The organism is Nonomuraea sp. NPDC049695 (genome assembly GCF_040674955.1).
GTDB lineage: Bacteria > Actinomycetota > Actinomycetes > Streptosporangiales > Streptosporangiaceae > Nonomuraea > Nonomuraea helvata.
The window spans coordinates 78,231-93,722 of the sequence record NZ_JBFANV010000027.1 but is presented as its reverse complement, the minus strand read 5'-3'; the positions used below and the strand labels follow the sequence as shown (position 1 = coordinate 93,722).

Sequence of the window (15,492 nt, the reverse complement as noted above, 5' to 3'; positions counted from 1 at the left end):
GCGGCGCGGCGTTCGGCCCTACCGGCAGGTGCGGAGCATGTTGAGCAGGGCGACCTTCTCCTTCTTGGTCACGAAGAGCCGGTAGTGCCGCTTCACGGTGATCCACGAGGTCGCGTAGCGGCACCAGTAGGCGCGGCGCTGCGGGCGCCAGCTCTGCGGCCCCCTGCCGCCCTTGGCGACGTTGGCGGAGTGGCTGACCACGAGCAGTTCCGGGCGGGTGAGGTCGTTGGCGAAGTGACGCCGTCGGGTCTGGCTCCACTTGCTGGCGCCGGAGCGCCAGGCGTACGACAGCGGCACCAGGTGGTCGACGTCGACCTGCTTCTCGCTCGTCAGCCGCTTGCCGTCGTACGGGCTGTACCAGACGCCCTTGACCGGGTGGCAGGCCGCGTTCTTGCGCACGCCCCGCCCCTGGCGGGCCAGGACGATCTCTCGGGTGTCGCACTTGCCTTGGTGATGAGCCCATCGAGGCATGAACCGTTCGTGGCTGTAGCCACGGATCGATAACGGCCTGGCGACTTTCAGCTGGCTCAGCATCCGGCGGGCCAGGGCGCCGGCCTCGGCCTCTGACCGTTTTCGCGCGTCGGCTGTCGCGGGCGGGGCCGCGGTGAACGGGATGACCAGAGCAGTGAGCACGGCGACTGGGATCGCCCGTCTCAAAAGGATCATGGTTCCACCCATACCCGGTAATTCCCCGGCGCGCGCGGAGATACTCGGTCCAGGGCGGTTCAGTGGAAGATCAGCTCGTACTCGACCTGCGCGATCGGATTGCCGTCGCCGAAGTCGTGGTCGCGGATCTCACCGGACTCCGTGAAGCCGCTCTTGGCGTAGAAACGGCGAGACTGCGGCGTGTCGCGAAGCGTCCACAGATGCACCCGCTCGAAGCCCTTCTCGCGGATCGCGTCCAGCGAGGCGGCCATCAGGGCCTGCGCGACCCCGCTCCCCCAGCCGTCCGGGTGGCCGTAGAAGCCGAAGATCTCCGCGGAGTCCGGCCGCGCCGGCGAGGAGCCGAAGTAGGAGAAGGCCAGCGGCCGGCCGTCCAGCGCGGCCAGCAGGACGGTGTCCTTGCCCTCGGCGAGCACACCATGCCATTTGCCACGCCGATGGCTCACCGCTCCATCACCGAACTCCGGGGTGAAGAACCCGGTATAAGCGGCTTTCCATGACTCCGCGTGGATCTCACCCACCACGTCCCCGTCGGCGGGAGAGGCGGGGAACACGCTGAATACTCCGGTCACGCGATCACAGTACTGGAGCCGGCGCCCCACCTGCGCGGAGGTGGGGTGCCGGCCGCCACCCCTTCAGGCGCCGATGTTGGCCTGGGGGCCGGCGTACGTCCTGAGCAGGGACGGCACGTCGGCGGCGGGGTCGAGGCTGTAGGAGTAGAACGAGCCCGGCGTGAACGCCGAGCCGCTGGCGGTCTGCTTGCCGGTGCAGTTGACCAGGATGCTGCCGCTCTGGCGGAGCTGGGCGGTGGAGTCGGGGTAGTAGGGGTCCTTGACCGTGTCGTAGTAGCTGTTCTCGATCACCATCTTGGTGGCGCCGCGCGAGTAGTTGCCGTAGCTGGTGACGTTCTGCAGGTAGTTGTTGTACAGGTGCGCGTAGGCGACGTTGTCGGTGCTGGGGTTGCGCTGGTTGGTGTCGTGGATCCAGTTGTGGTGGATCGTCATCCGCGCCGTGACGTTGTCGGTCCAGCCGATGCCGAAGGCCTTGTTGTTCTCCGACAGGACGTTCCAGGACACGGTGAGGTAGCTGGTGTCCTTGCGGCTGTCGATCAGCCCGTCGTTCATGCGGGTGATGGTGTTGTGGTCGATCCAGACATGGTGGGCGGTGTCCATCTGGATCCCGTCGTAGTCGTAGAGCTTGTCGTCGGGGTCGTCGTCCGCCATGCGGGTGTCGCGGATGGTCAGGTTGCGGATGATGACGTTGCTCACGCCGGAGCCGAGGAAGAAGCCGCCGTTGACGATGTGGCCCTTGGTGCCGACGCCGACGATGGTCTTGTCGGAGGCGACCTTGATCTCGGTGCCGTACGGCGTGACGGTGATCGCCCCGTTGACCTTGATGACGTACGGCTGGCCGGCGGTGGCGTACTTGACCAGGTCGGCGTAGGTGGTGACGGTGACCGTGGCGCCGGCCGCGCCGCCGGTGGTGGTCGTCAGGCCGTTGCCGCTGGTGGCGGCGAAGCCGTCGGCGGCGTTGGACCAGGTGCGCCCGCCGACGGGGGCGAACAGCCACTGCTTGTTGGTGTTGGCGGTGCAGGTCTCCTGGATGATCGAGGCGCCGGAGGCGGTGGAGGCGCCCTGATCGCTCATGCACAGGCCGCTGGCCACGTTGACGACCTGGTACGTCCCGCTGCCCGAGGCGGTCAGGCGCCACTGCTGGTTGGTCTTGGTGCCGTCACCGCAACCCCACTGCTGCAGGCGCACTCCGGAGGCGGTGGAGCCGCTGGGGACGTCGACGCAGCGCCCGCTGTTGACGTTGACCAGGTTGTAGACGCCCGAGCCGGCGGACCGCAGGGTGAACTGCTGCCAGGTGTCGGGCGTGCACCCCCACTGCTGCAGCAGCGCGCCGTTGTCCGGCGAGCCGCCCACCACGTCCAGGCACAGGCCGCTCTTGGCCACCTTGAGCTGGTAGACGCCGCCCGCCACGGGCGTGTCCGCCCGGGCGGGAGAGGCCACGGCCCCGAGCGGCGTGAGCACGGCGAGGACGGCGAGTGCCGTACGCGTGCGGATGTTCATGAAACGCATGGTTGTCCTTCCGGGAGGGCGGCGTCAGCCGATGGGGTTCCAGCCGTCGGAGCCGGCCAGGTACTTCTGCGGGGTGTAGTTCGGGGCCTGGGCGTCGGTGAGCTGCGGCCGGTTGGCGTTCGTCCCGGCTCCCGCGCCGCTGTTGCGGTACTCGAGGAAGCGGGCGTTCTTCCAGGAGTTGGAGGACATGTCGGTCCATGGCTGAGCGGTGCTGATCAGGGAACCGAGCGTGGATTCCCGGTAGAGCACCTGGGCGTCGGGGCGCCAGGGACGGCCCAGGCTGGTGGTGCCGTTCGCGGCCGCGCCGGAGATCCTGGAGCGGTAGAACAGGAAGCCGTAGGTCTTCGCGGCGTCCGTGCTGGCGGCGGTGAGCGGGCCGCCGGTGGCGCGCTTCTCGTAGATGTCGCAGTTGTCGAAGACGATGGTGCCGCCGCCGAAGATGAAGTCGACGGCGCCCTCCACGTACGAGTTCGAGACGTAGGCCCGGGCCGCGTTGTTGACCAGGAAGGTGTCCTGGTCGCCGAGCAGGCGCACATTGGACAGCCGGGCCCGGTCGGCGTTCAGGTTGAGCGCCACCGCCTGCTGTCCGCTGGAGGCCGTGCTCTCGTCGAAGTCGTTGGAGATCGTCAGGTTCGTGGCGACGAAGTCATGGCCGTCGACGAACGCGGTCGCGCTGCCGGACGTCCCGTACTGGCCCGCGGAGTGGTTGTTGACGATGACGACGCCGGCCGCCGAGGAGCCGAGGCCCTGCAGCGTGATGTACGGCTTGGTCGAGGGGATCCGGACGATCTCGCGGTACGACCCCGGCGCGATGGTGATCGTCACCCGGCTCGCGTTGCCCGCGGGCACGGCGTCGACGGCGGCCTGCACCGTCCGGTAGGTGCCGGAGCCGTCCGCCGCGACGGTGGGCTTGACGCTCGAGACGGGGGTGAAGGCCCACTGCTTGTTGGTGTTGGCGGTGCAGGTCTCCTGGATGACCGCGGCGCCGGAGGCGGTGGAGGCGCCCTCGTCGCTCATGCACAGCCCGGTCGCGGCGCTGACGACCTGGTACGTCCCGCTGCCCGAGGCGGCGAACCGCCACAACTGGTTGCTCTTGGTGCCGTCGCCGCAGCCCCACTGCTGCAGCCGCAGCCCGCTGGTGGCCGCCCCGTTCGGCACGTCGAGGCACCGGCCGCTGTTGACGTTGCGGAGGGTGTAGGTGTCCGACCCGGCGGACACGACGGTGAACTGCTGCCAGGTGTCCGGGGTGCACCCCCACTGCTGCAGCAGCGCGCCGTTGTCCGGCGAGCCGCCCACCACGTCCAGGCACAGGCCGCTCTTGGTCACCTTGAGCTGGTAGACACCGCCCGCCACGGGCCCCGCGACTGCCTGCGCGGCCGGTGACGGTGCACCGCAGACGATCGCCGTCGCCATGAGCACGGCGACGCCTGTGCGTTTGCGCACGACCATGTCGTGTTCTCCTTCCTCGTAGCCACCGAGGAAGAAGCACCCGCCGGTTTATGTCAACTCATGAAACTAAACCGGCGTGAAAAGCGGAGGTCACGCGTGAAACTTTCACGCGGGGCCGGTGCTCGCCCGGACGACCAGGGTGGTCGGTACCTCCACCCTCTCTGGCACCCGTTCCGCCGGCCTGCCGGAGAGCAGGGCGGTGAGCCCGGCCGCGCCCAGCTCCGGCCAGGAATGGCGGACGGTCGTCAGCCCCGGCACGGCGTACAGCGCCGTCAGCGAGTCGTCGAAGCCGACCACGCTCACGTCGCCGGGCACCCGCAGGCCGCGCTCCCCCAGCGCCTGGTACACCCCGAGCGCCATGACGTCGGAGCAGGCGAAGACGGCGGTCGGCGGCTCGGGCAGCGAGGCCGTCTCCCTGGGACGGTCCGGCGACGTCGTGGTCCGCGAATCGTGGCTGGGCGCGCACGTCAAGGACGATCCGTGGGCGGGCGAGGGCCGCTTCGCCGAGTACCGCGACACCGGCCCCGGCGCGGCCGTCACGCCGGACCGGCCGCAGCTCAGCGACGAGCAGGCGCGCGAGCACACCGTACGGGCGTACCTGGGGAGCTGGGTCCCTTTCCACGGCCGATGACATGACGCCGGATGGCTCTCCAACAGCCCAAGACTAGGCATCCTCCCGCATGCCGACCGGCCCGGCCCGGCAGGCTCCCGGCGACACTGCTGCCATGAGCACGCGTGACACCGACGCAGCCCCGGACCGGGCCGAGTTCGCGGGAGCCGTTTACGGCTCGCTGCTGGCCGCCTCGGTCGCGGCCGGCACCGCGGTGGACGGCTCACCGATCTCGGCGGGGCACCTCGTGGTCGTGCTGCTCTGCACGGGTGTGGTGTTCTGGGTCGCCCACGTCTACGCCTCGGTGGTGACTCAGGGCACGCACACCCTGACCTGGCAGCGGCTCCGCGCGGCCGGCCGCCAGGACTGGCCGGTGGCCCAGGCCTCGTTCCCGCCCGCCGTGGGCGCCGCCTTCGCCTCGACGCTCGGCCTGTCCGACGTGGTCGCGACCTGGGTGGCGCTGGGTGTCGCGGTGGTGAGCCAGGTCGCCTGGGCCGTCGCGGCCGCCGTCAAGGCCCGTTCCTCGCCGCGGGTCGTGGTCGTCTCGGGGGCCGCCAACCTCGCGCTCGGGCTGGCCGTCATCGCGCTCAAGACCTGGGTCGCCCCTTACTGACCGCTCACCAGCTCAGCGCCTTCGGCCGCCCGGCCGGTGCCGGCGGCCGGTCGCGCAGCACCCGCACGCCCAGCGGGACCAGGGCCACGCAGAGCAGCGCGGTGACCAGCACGTCGGGGAGCGAGGCGCCCTTCAGCACGCCCATCCAGGTGCCTCCCGCCAGCAGCAGCATCGCGGCCCGGGCGGTGCCGAACAGGCCCGAGCGCCATGCGGCGACGGCCAGCAGGAGCGAGCCCGCGTACTGGCCGACCGAGGCCCAGACCGGCACCCGCCACGGCCCGTAGGAGATGTCCACGTACTCCTTCATGACCGCGTTCGTCGCCTGGTCCAGCCCGAGTACCTCGGTGAGCTGGAAGGCGGTCTGGTCGGCGCCGGCGAAGTACAGGCGGGCGAACAGCCCGGCGACCAGCAGAGTGGCGCCCCAGAAGGCGAGGGCGCCACCCACCCGCTGGGCCAGGGTGATGAAGGCGGGGAAGAGCAGCAGCGCGCCCAGCGCGAAGACCGCGTAGGCGAGGGTGAGCAGGGCGGGCTGCGCGGTGTAGGCGAGGAGCTGGCCGTAGGCGGCGAACGGCTGGGCCTCGGCCCAGCCCTGCTGCTGCGGGGTGAGGGCGGTGATCGTGCTCAGGTGGCGCAGCAGGTATCCGGCGCACATGACGACCGGGCCAAGGACGAGCGTCACGCCGCCGATCCACCGCCCGGGAAAGTCCGTGTTCATGGGGCGCAGCCTGGCAACGACGAGCCGGGAGGGGCATCCGCCGATCGTCACCCCGTACCCCTGTCGAAAGTAAAGGTTTGCCTTGTTCGGGACCCGCTGCCAGGATCTCCGCCATGCCTTCCTTTTCAGCACACGACGGAACCAACCTCGCATACCACGTGTACGGGGAGGGCACACCGGTGGTCTGCCTGCCGGGCGGCCCCATGCAGGACTCGGATTACCTCGGGGAGCTCGGCGGCCTGCCGGCGCATCGACAGCTGATCATGGTTGATCCCCGGGGCACCGGCCGGTCCGCGACACCGCAGGACGCCGCCTCCTACCGCTGTGACCGGCTCGTCGATGACGTCGAGGCCCTGCGCGAGCACCTCGGCCTCGACCGGTTCGACCTGCTCGCGCACTGCGCCGGCGCGAACCTCGCGGTCCTCTACGCCGCTCGCCATCCCGACCGCGTCGGCAGGCTCGCGCTGATCACTCCGAGCACCTTCGCCGTCGGCATCTGGGCCACCGGGGAGGACCGGCTCGAGCTCGCGCGGCTCCGCAAGGACGAGCCCTGGTTCGGTACGGCGTTCGCGGCTCTTGAGGAGATCGTGGGCGGCAACGTGACCGACGACAACCGGAAGGCCATCGACCCCTTCTTCTACGGCCGATGGGACGCGGCGGCACAGGCCCACCACGCGGCCCAGGCCGGCCGGCGCAACGAGGAGGCCGCGGCCGCCTACGGCGGTGAGGGCGCCTACGATCCGGAGGCCACCCGCGCGGCGCTCGCCGCCTTCGACGCGCCGGTGCTGGTCCTCGCCGGAGAGGTCGACCTGAACTCGATCCCGAGCGCCGTGGCCGAGTTCGCGAAGCTGTTCCCGAATGCCGAGTTCGTCGTTCAACCGGAGGCGGGCCATTTCCCGTGGGTCGACGACGCCGGCCGGTTCGTGGCGACGACCGCGCCGTTCCTCGACTGAGGAACGGCGCGCGCGCAGTGGCCGGTAATCCCGTTGATCAGGAGATCCGGGCCGTCTAGCTTGGCCCGCATGACCAAGCTCCCCGAGCTGTACGTGGCCGTTGACGTGGAAGCGGACGGGCCCATCCCGGGCCCCTACAGCATGATCTCCCTCGGCATGGCCGTCGTCGGCCGTCCCGAGCTGACCTTCTACACCGAGCTCCGCCCCATCTCCGACGACTTCGTACCAGAGGCGCTGGCGGTCTCCGGGCTCGACCGCGACCGCCTGCTACGGGAGGCTCCCCCGGCCGAGGAGGCCATGGCCGCCGCCGCGCGCTGGATCAACGGCCTGCGCCGGATCGGCCGCCCCGTCTTCCTGGGCGCTCCGGCGGTCTTCGACGGGATGTTCGTGCACTGGTACTTCGTCCGCTTTCTCGGCAAGAGTCCCTTCAACGCCTCAGGCTCCGGCCTCGACCTGCGCAGTTACTGGATGGGCCTGACCGGCTGCGAGTGGGTCAGCTCACGCAAGGCCGTCATCAAACAGCAACTGAAGATCACCGACCTGCGGCACACGCACCACGCCGGCGAGGACGCCGTCGAGCTGGCGCACGTCTTCGACGCCGTCCTGAAAAGCCGCGGAAGCGACGTCATGCAGGTGGTGGCGGCCGCGGTGGTCGAGAACGGACGGCTGCTCGTGGTCAGCAAGAACATCGCCCCCGAGGTGTTCTACCTGCCAGGAGGAAAACCCGAGGAGGGAGAGTCCGCAGAGGAGACCCTCGCACGTGAGCTGAACGAGGAGCTCGGCGTCTCCCCGCTCGACATGGACCTGCTCGGCCACGTTGACGACATGGCCGTTCTGGAGGGCGTCCCCATGCGGCTGACGGTGTTCGTGACCCGGATCGACGGCCCACCGGCACCCGCCGCCGAGCTGGCCGCCATGGGCTGGACCGACGGCCGGGACTCCTACATCCCTCGTCTCGCACCGGCGATCCGCAACCAGGTGCTGCCGATGCTCGCCGAGTCCGGAGTGTTCGGCCGGTGACCTCGCCGATCCATCAGATGGATCTTGACCTGTGACGGCTGGTGTGATGTGAAGATCTCGTGAAGGAGACAGGGCTTGCGAAGCTCAGCTTAAGGACGGCGTTGACGGCCGCGGCGGTGGTACTGGCCATGGCGGCGGGAACGGCCGGCGAGAGACCGGAGACGGTCGCTTTCGTGCCCGCCGCGGCCACGGCGACCAGCCTGAAGATCTTGGACTGGAACATCCAGGGCGGCACGGGAACGGACGGCAGGTACGACTTCGGCCGCATCATCGACGTCATCGCCGCCGAGAACCCGGACATCGTCACACTCCAGGAGCTGCACGACAACTCGTCCGTCGGCGGCGACAACCAGTGGCAGCTGCTGGTCAACAGGTTCCCCGCCTACAAGGCGCATTTCGCCAAGGGTGACACCAACGCCTTCGGCGGGGTGGCGGGAAACCTCATCCTCTCCAAGTACGACATCATCGAGAAGCTCACGTACCAGCTGCCGCAGTACCCGGCCGACACCGCGGCCGTGCTGCGCAGCCTCGGCGGCGTCAAGATCAATGTCAACGGCACCGACGTGCGGATCTACACGACCCACCTGTCCCCCGGCCTCGGCACCGAGGCCACCGAGCGGCGCAACAGGCAGGCCAGAGCCGTGATCGACAAGGTGTCGAACGCGTCGCTGATGCCCACGCCGATGCTGCTCACCGGCGACCTCAACGTGCGGCCGGACAACGAGATCAGACCCTGGTTCGCCCAGGCCGGCTGGTACGACGCCTGGACCCAGGTCAACGCCAACATCGGCGCCGACGTCATCACCCATCCCGGGGACGGTGACGACGCCAGGATCGACTATGTCTACGCCTCTCCCGGCTTCGACGTCACCGACGCCCACACCGTCGCCACCATCGCCTCGGACCACTACCCGGTGGTGGCCAATGTGACGACGCGCGCCACCGCGGCCACCAAGGCGAAGGCGCTCCTGGCCGGGGCGGCGTCCCGCGAGGGCTGGGCCAACCTCGCCGTGTACGCCGACAGCAGCTCCAAGCTGCGGGTCTGCGACAACCAGGCGGACGGCTGGGGTGTACGCGCCTACGTACGCGCGCGCTCCGGTGGCAGCGTGGTCGTGACCGGCAACGACGGCGCCTACGCCGACCGCTGCGGCACCTTCACCACCGGATCCGGCACGGTCAGCTCGCCGACGGTGCGGGTGTGCCTCTACAAGGCAGGCGAGGAGAAGGACTGCCGCGAGACGACCATCACCTGACCGTCCGGCCGGGGACCGCCCACGCGGGCGGTCCCCGGGGAACGGGTCACCAGCGCAGCGGAAGGGTGGCGACGAACTCGCCGAGCCGGTCGGCGATGATCTGGTGGTCGTGGGCCGAGGGGTGCCAGTGGCAGCCCCCGTAGTCCAGGCCGGTCTCCGGGTAGTACCAGAAGCGGACCCGGTCGTCGCCCCGGCTGTTGCGCTCCTGGACGATCTGCCGGGCGGTCTCGGCGTACACCGTGGTGTTGGACATGTACGTGGCGCTCACCACGATGATCGTGTCGCGGCCGTACCGGTCCCGGAGCTTGTCGAGGAAGGCGTGGTAGGCGGTGCGGTAGGCGGCGACGAGGGTCTCCGGCGTCCACTGCTCCCCGGGGTTGATGGCCGTCGAGAAGTCGTTGATGCCCAGGCCGATCACCACGAGCTGCGGCCGCCACGTGCCCGGGTTCTTCCATACGTCGCCCTCGACGCTCAGCAGCGCCCGGTCGTAGAACGTGCGGTAGTTGACCTGGGGCTCACTGCCGTTGTAGTTGCGCACCATTCCCCGGCCGGAATAGGCGTTGATCTGGTAGTCGGCGTTCAGGCGGCGCGCGGTGAGGGCACCGAAGCTGATGTCCGCGTTCGTGGTCCGGTTGACGTCGTCGCCGGTGCAGTCGCGCGTGGCGGAGAGGTTGCCGTAGCCCGCGGTGTAGGAGTCGCCGATGAACTCGATCTGCCGGTGCCGCGCACGGGGCGCGGACAGGATCGCGCCGTGCGGGGCGGCGACGAACCCGCCGAACTCGCTCGTCGCCCAGGGGCTCTCCGAGCGCTTGACGACCCGGACGCCGTGCAGGCCCTTTGCGAGGCCGTTGACCCAGTGCGTGGTCTGTCCCGGGGTCACCAGGGTGGTGACGGTCGTGCCGTCTATCTGGATGTCGTAGTCGGCGGCGGCGTCGTTGAGCACGATCCCGACTCCGGTGCCGCGGAACCGTCCTTCGAAGTAGACACCGGGCCAGCTGTAGGTGACGGAGTCCGCGCCGGCCTCGACTCTGCCGGCGGTGTGCACGCGGGCCAGGACGCCGGGGTCATGGCCGGTCAGGGGCTCGGCGGCGGCGACACCGGGCGTGGCCGCGGCCGTCACCAGCGCGGCCAGCACCGCGATCATACGTAAGGGACGCACGCTCTCTCCCTCCCACCGGCAGCCCGATATCTCGAATGCTGAGATGGGCTGTCCAGAAAGGACTGATGATGGTGCCGTTATGATCGACTACGGTCGCGCATTGCACAATACGCATTCATGGCCGTGACACACCGGCCGTCTCCTTCTTGCGCAGGAAGGCGGTGAGGCGGTCCAGCGGCCAGGTGTTGATCACGTCGTCCGCCGTGAGCCAGCCGCGCTGCGCCGTGCCGATGCCGTAGCGGAGGTTGGCCAGGTGGCCGACCGCGTGGGAGTCGCTGTCGACGGCGAACTTCACCCCGTGCCGACGGGCCCGCCGGATGAGCTCGGCGGCCAGGTCGAGGCGGTCGGGGAAGGCATTGATCTCCAGCGCGGTCCCGGAGCGCGCGCATGCCTGGAAGACCTCGTCCCAGTCGGCGTCGATCGGCGGCCTGCGGCCGATCAGCCGGGCGCTGGGATGGCCGATGATGTTGACGCACGGGTGCTCGGCGGCGCGGACCAGCCGCCTCGTCGTCCTGTCCTGAGGCAGGTCGAAGTGGGAGTGCACCGAGGCGACGCACACGTCGAACCCGGCCAGCACGTCGGGCGGCCAGTCCACGTCGCCGTCCGGGTCGATGTTCAGCTCGACGCCGTGCAGCAGCCGGAGCCCGCCCGTGCCGTCGAGCTCGCGGACGCGCTCGCGCTGCGCGAGGGCCTTGTCCAGGGTCATCTGCTGCATGTAGAGCTTGGGCCCGTGGTCGGTGACGGCGTAGTACGCGTACCCGCGCCCGGCCGCGGCGGCGACCATCTCCTCCAGCGAGGCGAGGCCGTCGGTGAGCTCGGTGTGGGTGTGCAGGTCGCCGCGCACGTCCTCTTCGGTGACCAGGTCGGGCAGCTCCCCGGCCAGGGCGGCCTCGATCTCGCCGATGTCCTCGCGCAGCGTCGGCGGGATCCACGGCAGGCCGAGCCGCTGGTAGACCTCCTCCTCGGTCTTGGAGACGATCAGCTCGTCGGTGACGGCGTCGAACAGGCCGTACTCAGAAAGCTTGAGCTTGCGGTGCACGGCGATCTCGCGGGTGCGGATGTTGTGCGCCTTGGCGCCGGTGAAGTACTGCATGGCCGCGCCCCACGCGTCCGGCGGCACCACGCGCAGGTCCACCTGCAGCCCTTGGCCGGTCCTGACAGACGTCTTGGTGTCGCCGTGCAGGATCACCTCGATCACCTGCGGGAGGCCGACGAACGCGGACATGAGCACCTTCGGGCGGTTGGAGGTGGCCAGGATGTCGATGTCGCCGATGGTGTCCTTCATCCGGCGCAGCGAGCCCGCGTACCCGCAGCGGTGGCAGCCCTCCACCGCTCGCAGCACCGTCACGATGTCCTCGGCGAGCGGCATCGCCACGCCCAGGTGGACCCGTTCGCCGGCGTCGCGCAGCAGGGCGATGCCGTGCAGCAGGTTCTCCTCGGTCTTCTCGCCGAACCCCGGCAGGCCGTGCAGGGCTCCGGCGTGGATCGCCGCCTCCAGGCTCTCCGGCGAGTCCACGCCCAGACGCTGGTGCAGCGCCATCGCCCGTTTGGGCCCCAGCGCGGGGATGCGGGTCAGCGCGCGGACCCCGGCGGGGATGCGGCCGCGCAGCTCCTCGAGCTGCGGCACGGTGCCCGAGCGCAGGTATTCGGCCACCTTCTTGGCGATCGACTCGCCCACGTTGGGGATCTGCCGCAGCTCGGTGGTGTCGTAGCCGGCGATGTCCGTCACGTGGGCGCCGATGGAGCGGGCCGCCTTCTGGTAGACGCGGATCTTGAAGTCCGGGCCGCCGGTGATGGCCAGCAGGTCGGCGTACTCCTCCAGTATGGCGGCCACGTCGTCGTTGGTGCGTGCCATGTCGCGTCGTCGCCTCCCCTCCCTCCTGACCCCCCCTATCCCGAAATTTCGCCATCTATCGGCTCCTGACCTGGGAGGATCCGCCGCGATTACCCCCGGCAGGCCGTCACCAAACCAGGTGGCAGCGCTGTTAGCGGCTCATGGCCTGGGGTAGCCGCGCTGATAGGCGAGGAGGGGAGGTGCGGTAGATCATGCGCACGCGCCGAAGCGACTCTGAAGTACCGAGAGACACCCGCGGTCCGCAAGCCAGGATCGCGGCCGTGGCCGGCGGCGCCGCCATGGGCGCCGCCGTGGAGTACCTGTTCGATCCGGACCGCGGCCGGAGCCGCCGGGCCAAGGTACGCGACCAGGCTTCGCACGCCACACACGAGCTGACCTACGGGGTCGGCCGCCTGAGCCGTGATCTGCGGAACCGCTCTCGCGGCCTCGCCGCGGGGACCCGCTTCCGGCTGACCGGCCGCTCCGCGGACGATCGGATCCTGTACGAGCGCGTACGCGCGCAGATCGGCCGCTACCTGGCCCATCCCCACGCCGTGGAGGTCAAGGTCGAGGACGGAGTGGCGCTGCTGAACGGCGACGTGCTCACCGGTGAGGACCGGCGCGCGGTGCGGGCGGTCCGCCGCATCCCCGGGATCAGGTCCGTCGAAGCCAGGTGGCACGTTCACCGCGACCCGTCCGAGGTGCCCCGGTTCCAGGGCACGGGCCGCGTCCGCTCGCCCGTCCCCGAACTGTTCCAGCAGCACTGGGCTCCCTCGGCCAGGTTCCTGGCCGGTACGGGCGCCGCCGCCCTGTGGATCTTCGCCGGCCGGTTCCCGCGGGCCGTGGCCTGGCCGCTGCGCGGCGCCGCCATCATGCTCGGGGCGCGCTCCGCCACCAACCTGCCGCTGCGCCGGCTGACGGGCATCAACGCCGGCCGCCGCGCCGTCGACGTCACCCGCGCGGTCACGATCGCGGCGCCCCCTGAGCAGATCTGGGAGCTGCTGAGCGACTACTCCATCTTCGCGAGGATCATGCCCGACGTCCGCGAGGTCCGGCGATCCGTTGACGGCAGGAGGTCGCACTGGGAGATCCGCGGTCCCATGGGCCGGCCGATCCGCTTCGACGCCGTCGAGACCAGCCGGCAGGAGGGCAGCCACATCACGTGGAAGTCCGCCGAGGGCCAGCTGATCGCCCACACCGGGGAGGTACGGCTGGCGCCCGAGCAGGGCGGCAGGACGCGGCTGCAGGTGCAGCTGACCTACAACCCCGTGGCGGGCGCCGCGGGCCACGCGATCGCGCGGCTGCTGGGCGCCGACCCGGGGACCAGGCTCAAGGAGGACCTGCTGCGGCTGAAGTCGTGCATCGAGGAGCAGAAACAGCCCGTGATGAGCGGGTAACCGGCGAGGGCGAGATGTCTCCGGGTGGACGCGCCGGGCACTGGTGGCCCGGCAGGCGTTCGCGCACACAGGCGCCGACGGCGAGCGAGACTCCGGCCGAGGCGGTGCACATCATGCTGGGCTCGATCGCGCTGATCATCTCGGCCGGGCTGCTGGTCCTGAGCGTGTCCGCCGGAACTCCCCTGCTCACAGCGGTCATCGGCGTGGTGATCGCGCTCATCATGACGGACATCATGCGCGCCCATCGCCGGGCCAGGCATCCCAGGGAGAGGCTGTGACTTGGCGACGCCGGGGACTTACCGGGCGCTGACCGGGTCGCCCACCCGGATCCGGCCTGGCTCGCGGGGCACGAGGCGGATGCCGAACCAGGTCTTGCCGTCCCATTTGCGGTGCCTGGCCAGGGTCCGCAGCGGTTCCTTGCCCTTCACCTGGGTCTCCGGATCGATCGTGGTCACCGCGCAACGATCGCAGAGCTCCGAGACGCGGAAGGGCACCGAGCCGATCCGCACCTCGCGCCAGCCGTCCTCCGCGAACGCCTCACCGCCCTCGACGATCACACTGGGACGGAACCGCAGCCGCGACAGCGGCCCCGGCGCGTCCTCGCCGCACGTGGCCGCCTCCTCGGCCAGCCACCCGTCCAGGACGCGTGCGGACGACTCGGAGACGAGCAGCAGCGGCGCGTCCCACGCGAAGCTCACCACCTCACCGGGTAACCCGCCGTGCGCAGGATCGATCGACCTGCGCCCGGGGTCGTCCAGCCATACCAGCCTGGCCGGGCGCCCCAGCAGCTCCGTGAACCACGCGTGCGCCGCGTCGTCGGCGAGCACCGCCCTGTCCAGGCCGGTGAAGCCGACCGGCGTCGTGGCGCCCGTGGCGGGCGGCACGGTCACGTCCTCCATCCCGCGCGCCGTGAGCCGCAGGCCGCCCTCGGACGTGGGCCGTGCGGTGACGGAGGCCAGGCGCGGGAACTCACCCAGCCACAGGTTGTCGCCGTGCTCGTCGACGACCGCCCACCGGCGGTCCCCGTCCAGGCCCCACGGGTGGACGACCGCCTCCGCCACCGGGTGACCACTTCCCGATTTGAGCGGATAAATCAGGATTTGATCAATCCTCATGGTCGCCGGTGTCCCACCCGTACCGGAATCAGGCGACGGGGTCTTCGAAGCGGGCGCCCAACGTGCGCAGGCCCGCCAGGACCTCCGCTGCCGTCGGGGCCTGGTCGGGGTCGTTGAGCCACTGCACCATCACCCCCAGCAGCAGGGCGAGATGCACCGAGCCGACCGTGCGCACCTCGCGCTCGGCCAGGTCGGCCTCGTCGGCCTCGTCCCCGTCCGCCAGGTGGGCGGCCATGCCGCGGCGGCCCTCGCGCTGCCCGGCCACGAGCTGGTCACGCAGCTCCGGCGAGTGCTCGGCCTGCACCAGGGCTTCCAGGTTGGCCAGCCAGAGCGTGCGCTGCTCGCCGATCGACGCGATCAGCTGCTCCCAGAGCGCCTCGAAGCGTTCGGCGGGCGCGGCCTCGGCGTCGTCCGCGGCCGCCATCGCCGCGCCGACCTGGTCTCCCCACTCGCGCATCGCCTCCACCAGCGCCGCGTTGAGCAGCGCCTCGCGCGAGCCGAAGTGATAGCCGATCGCGGCCATGCTGACCCCGGACGCCGCCGAGATGTCGCGGACGGTGGTGCGCGCCCAGCCCTTCTCCACCAGGCAGCGCCGCGCCCCGGCCAGCAGGTCCTCACGGTTTCCCATGG

The 15,492-nt window shown here is 70.4% G+C and carries 17 protein-coding genes; 7 read left to right on the top strand and 10 right to left on the bottom strand.

Annotated elements, in window-relative coordinates; genetic code table 11:
* Positions 1-18: 18 nt before the first annotated feature.
* From AB0J64_RS23845 to AB0J64_RS23825, 5 genes are all read right to left on the bottom strand, one after another.
* Positions 19-666, bottom strand: a complete 648-nt coding sequence (locus tag AB0J64_RS23845) for an HNH endonuclease family protein (protein ID WP_364030486.1) — start codon at positions 664-666, stop codon at positions 19-21.
* 59 nt (positions 667-725) lie between these two features.
* Entirely contained in the window at positions 726-1,235 is a 510-nt protein-coding gene (locus AB0J64_RS23840) for a GNAT family N-acetyltransferase (RefSeq protein WP_364030483.1), read from the bottom strand.
* A gap of 63 nt (positions 1,236-1,298) precedes the next feature.
* Positions 1,299-2,735 carry an RICIN domain-containing protein gene (locus AB0J64_RS23835; protein WP_364030480.1) on the bottom strand — a complete coding sequence of 479 codons (1,437 nt, stop codon included), beginning with the start codon at positions 2,733-2,735 and terminating at the stop codon, positions 1,299-1,301.
* Between the two features lie 33 nt (positions 2,736-2,768).
* Positions 2,769-4,193 (bottom strand): pectinesterase family protein, encoded by a 1,425-nt coding sequence (locus tag AB0J64_RS23830; RefSeq protein ID WP_364030477.1) that lies wholly within the window; start codon positions 4,191-4,193, stop codon positions 2,769-2,771.
* Between the two features lie 105 nt (positions 4,194-4,298).
* Positions 4,299-4,553: a substrate-binding domain-containing protein gene (locus tag AB0J64_RS23825; RefSeq protein ID WP_364030474.1), complete on the bottom strand. Its 255-nt coding sequence runs from the start codon at positions 4,551-4,553 to the stop codon at positions 4,299-4,301.
* Between AB0J64_RS23825 and AB0J64_RS23820 the strand changes: the two genes are divergently transcribed.
* Positions 4,552-4,824, top strand: a complete 273-nt coding sequence (locus AB0J64_RS23820; RefSeq protein ID WP_364030471.1) for a hypothetical protein — start codon at positions 4,552-4,554, stop codon at positions 4,822-4,824. The two genes, AB0J64_RS23825 and AB0J64_RS23820, sit on opposite strands and share 2 nt — an antisense overlap.
* Before the next feature lie 94 nt (positions 4,825-4,918).
* On the top strand, positions 4,919-5,416 hold the full coding sequence (locus AB0J64_RS23815; protein WP_364030468.1) for a hypothetical protein: 498 nt from the start codon (positions 4,919-4,921) through the stop codon (positions 5,414-5,416).
* Between the two features lie 4 nt (positions 5,417-5,420).
* Here AB0J64_RS23815 and AB0J64_RS23810 read toward each other — a convergent pair whose 3' ends face one another.
* On the bottom strand, positions 5,421-6,131 hold the full coding sequence (locus AB0J64_RS23810) for a hypothetical protein (RefSeq protein ID WP_364030465.1): 711 nt from the start codon (positions 6,129-6,131) through the stop codon (positions 5,421-5,423).
* Positions 6,132-6,244: 113 nt separating this feature from the next.
* Here AB0J64_RS23810 and AB0J64_RS23805 point away from each other — a divergent pair, with 113 nt between their 5' ends.
* The 3 genes from AB0J64_RS23805 to AB0J64_RS23795 all read left to right on the top strand — a co-directional run bounded on the left by AB0J64_RS23805 (position 6,245) and on the right by AB0J64_RS23795 (position 9,357).
* Positions 6,245-7,084, top strand: coding sequence for an alpha/beta hydrolase (locus AB0J64_RS23805; protein ID WP_364030462.1), 840 nt, complete (start codon positions 6,245-6,247; stop codon positions 7,082-7,084).
* A 69-nt stretch (positions 7,085-7,153) separates the two neighbouring features.
* Complete coding sequence (locus AB0J64_RS23800) at positions 7,154-8,104, top strand: NUDIX domain-containing protein (RefSeq protein ID WP_364030459.1); 951 nt, start codon at positions 7,154-7,156, stop codon at positions 8,102-8,104.
* Positions 8,105-8,205: 101 nt separating this feature from the next.
* The gene (locus tag AB0J64_RS23795) at positions 8,206-9,357 is read left to right on the top strand and encodes an endonuclease/exonuclease/phosphatase family protein (RefSeq protein ID WP_364030456.1); all 1,152 of its coding nucleotides are present in this window, start codon (positions 8,206-8,208) and stop codon (positions 9,355-9,357) included.
* 46 nt (positions 9,358-9,403) lie between these two features.
* On the opposite strand, the gene AB0J64_RS23790 is transcribed toward AB0J64_RS23795, so the two are convergent.
* Both AB0J64_RS23790 and polX read right to left on the bottom strand, forming a co-directional pair.
* Positions 9,404-10,516, bottom strand: a complete 1,113-nt coding sequence (locus AB0J64_RS23790; protein WP_364030453.1) for an SGNH/GDSL hydrolase family protein — start codon at positions 10,514-10,516, stop codon at positions 9,404-9,406.
* Between the two features lie 115 nt (positions 10,517-10,631).
* A complete protein-coding gene (polX, locus tag AB0J64_RS23785) occupies positions 10,632-12,371 on the bottom strand; it encodes a DNA polymerase/3'-5' exonuclease PolX (protein ID WP_364030450.1) in 1,740 nt (579 codons plus the stop codon).
* A 260-nt stretch (positions 12,372-12,631) separates the two neighbouring features.
* Between polX and AB0J64_RS23780 the strand changes: the two genes are divergently transcribed.
* Entirely contained in the window at positions 12,632-13,747 is a 1,116-nt protein-coding gene (locus AB0J64_RS23780; protein WP_364030447.1) for an SRPBCC family protein, read from the top strand.
* 14 nt (positions 13,748-13,761) lie between these two features.
* Positions 13,762-14,025: a hypothetical protein gene (locus tag AB0J64_RS23775; RefSeq protein WP_364030444.1), complete on the top strand. Its 264-nt coding sequence runs from the start codon at positions 13,762-13,764 to the stop codon at positions 14,023-14,025.
* Positions 14,026-14,043: 18 nt separating this feature from the next.
* Here the strand turns inward: AB0J64_RS23775 and AB0J64_RS23770 are convergent, their stop codons facing one another.
* The gene (locus AB0J64_RS23770) at positions 14,044-14,862 is read right to left on the bottom strand and encodes an MOSC N-terminal beta barrel domain-containing protein (RefSeq protein WP_364030441.1); all 819 of its coding nucleotides are present in this window, start codon (positions 14,860-14,862) and stop codon (positions 14,044-14,046) included.
* 28 nt (positions 14,863-14,890) lie between these two features.
* Positions 14,891-15,490, bottom strand: a complete 600-nt coding sequence (locus AB0J64_RS23765; RefSeq protein WP_364030438.1) for a helix-turn-helix domain-containing protein — start codon at positions 15,488-15,490, stop codon at positions 14,891-14,893.
* Positions 15,491-15,492: the final 2 nt, after the last annotated feature.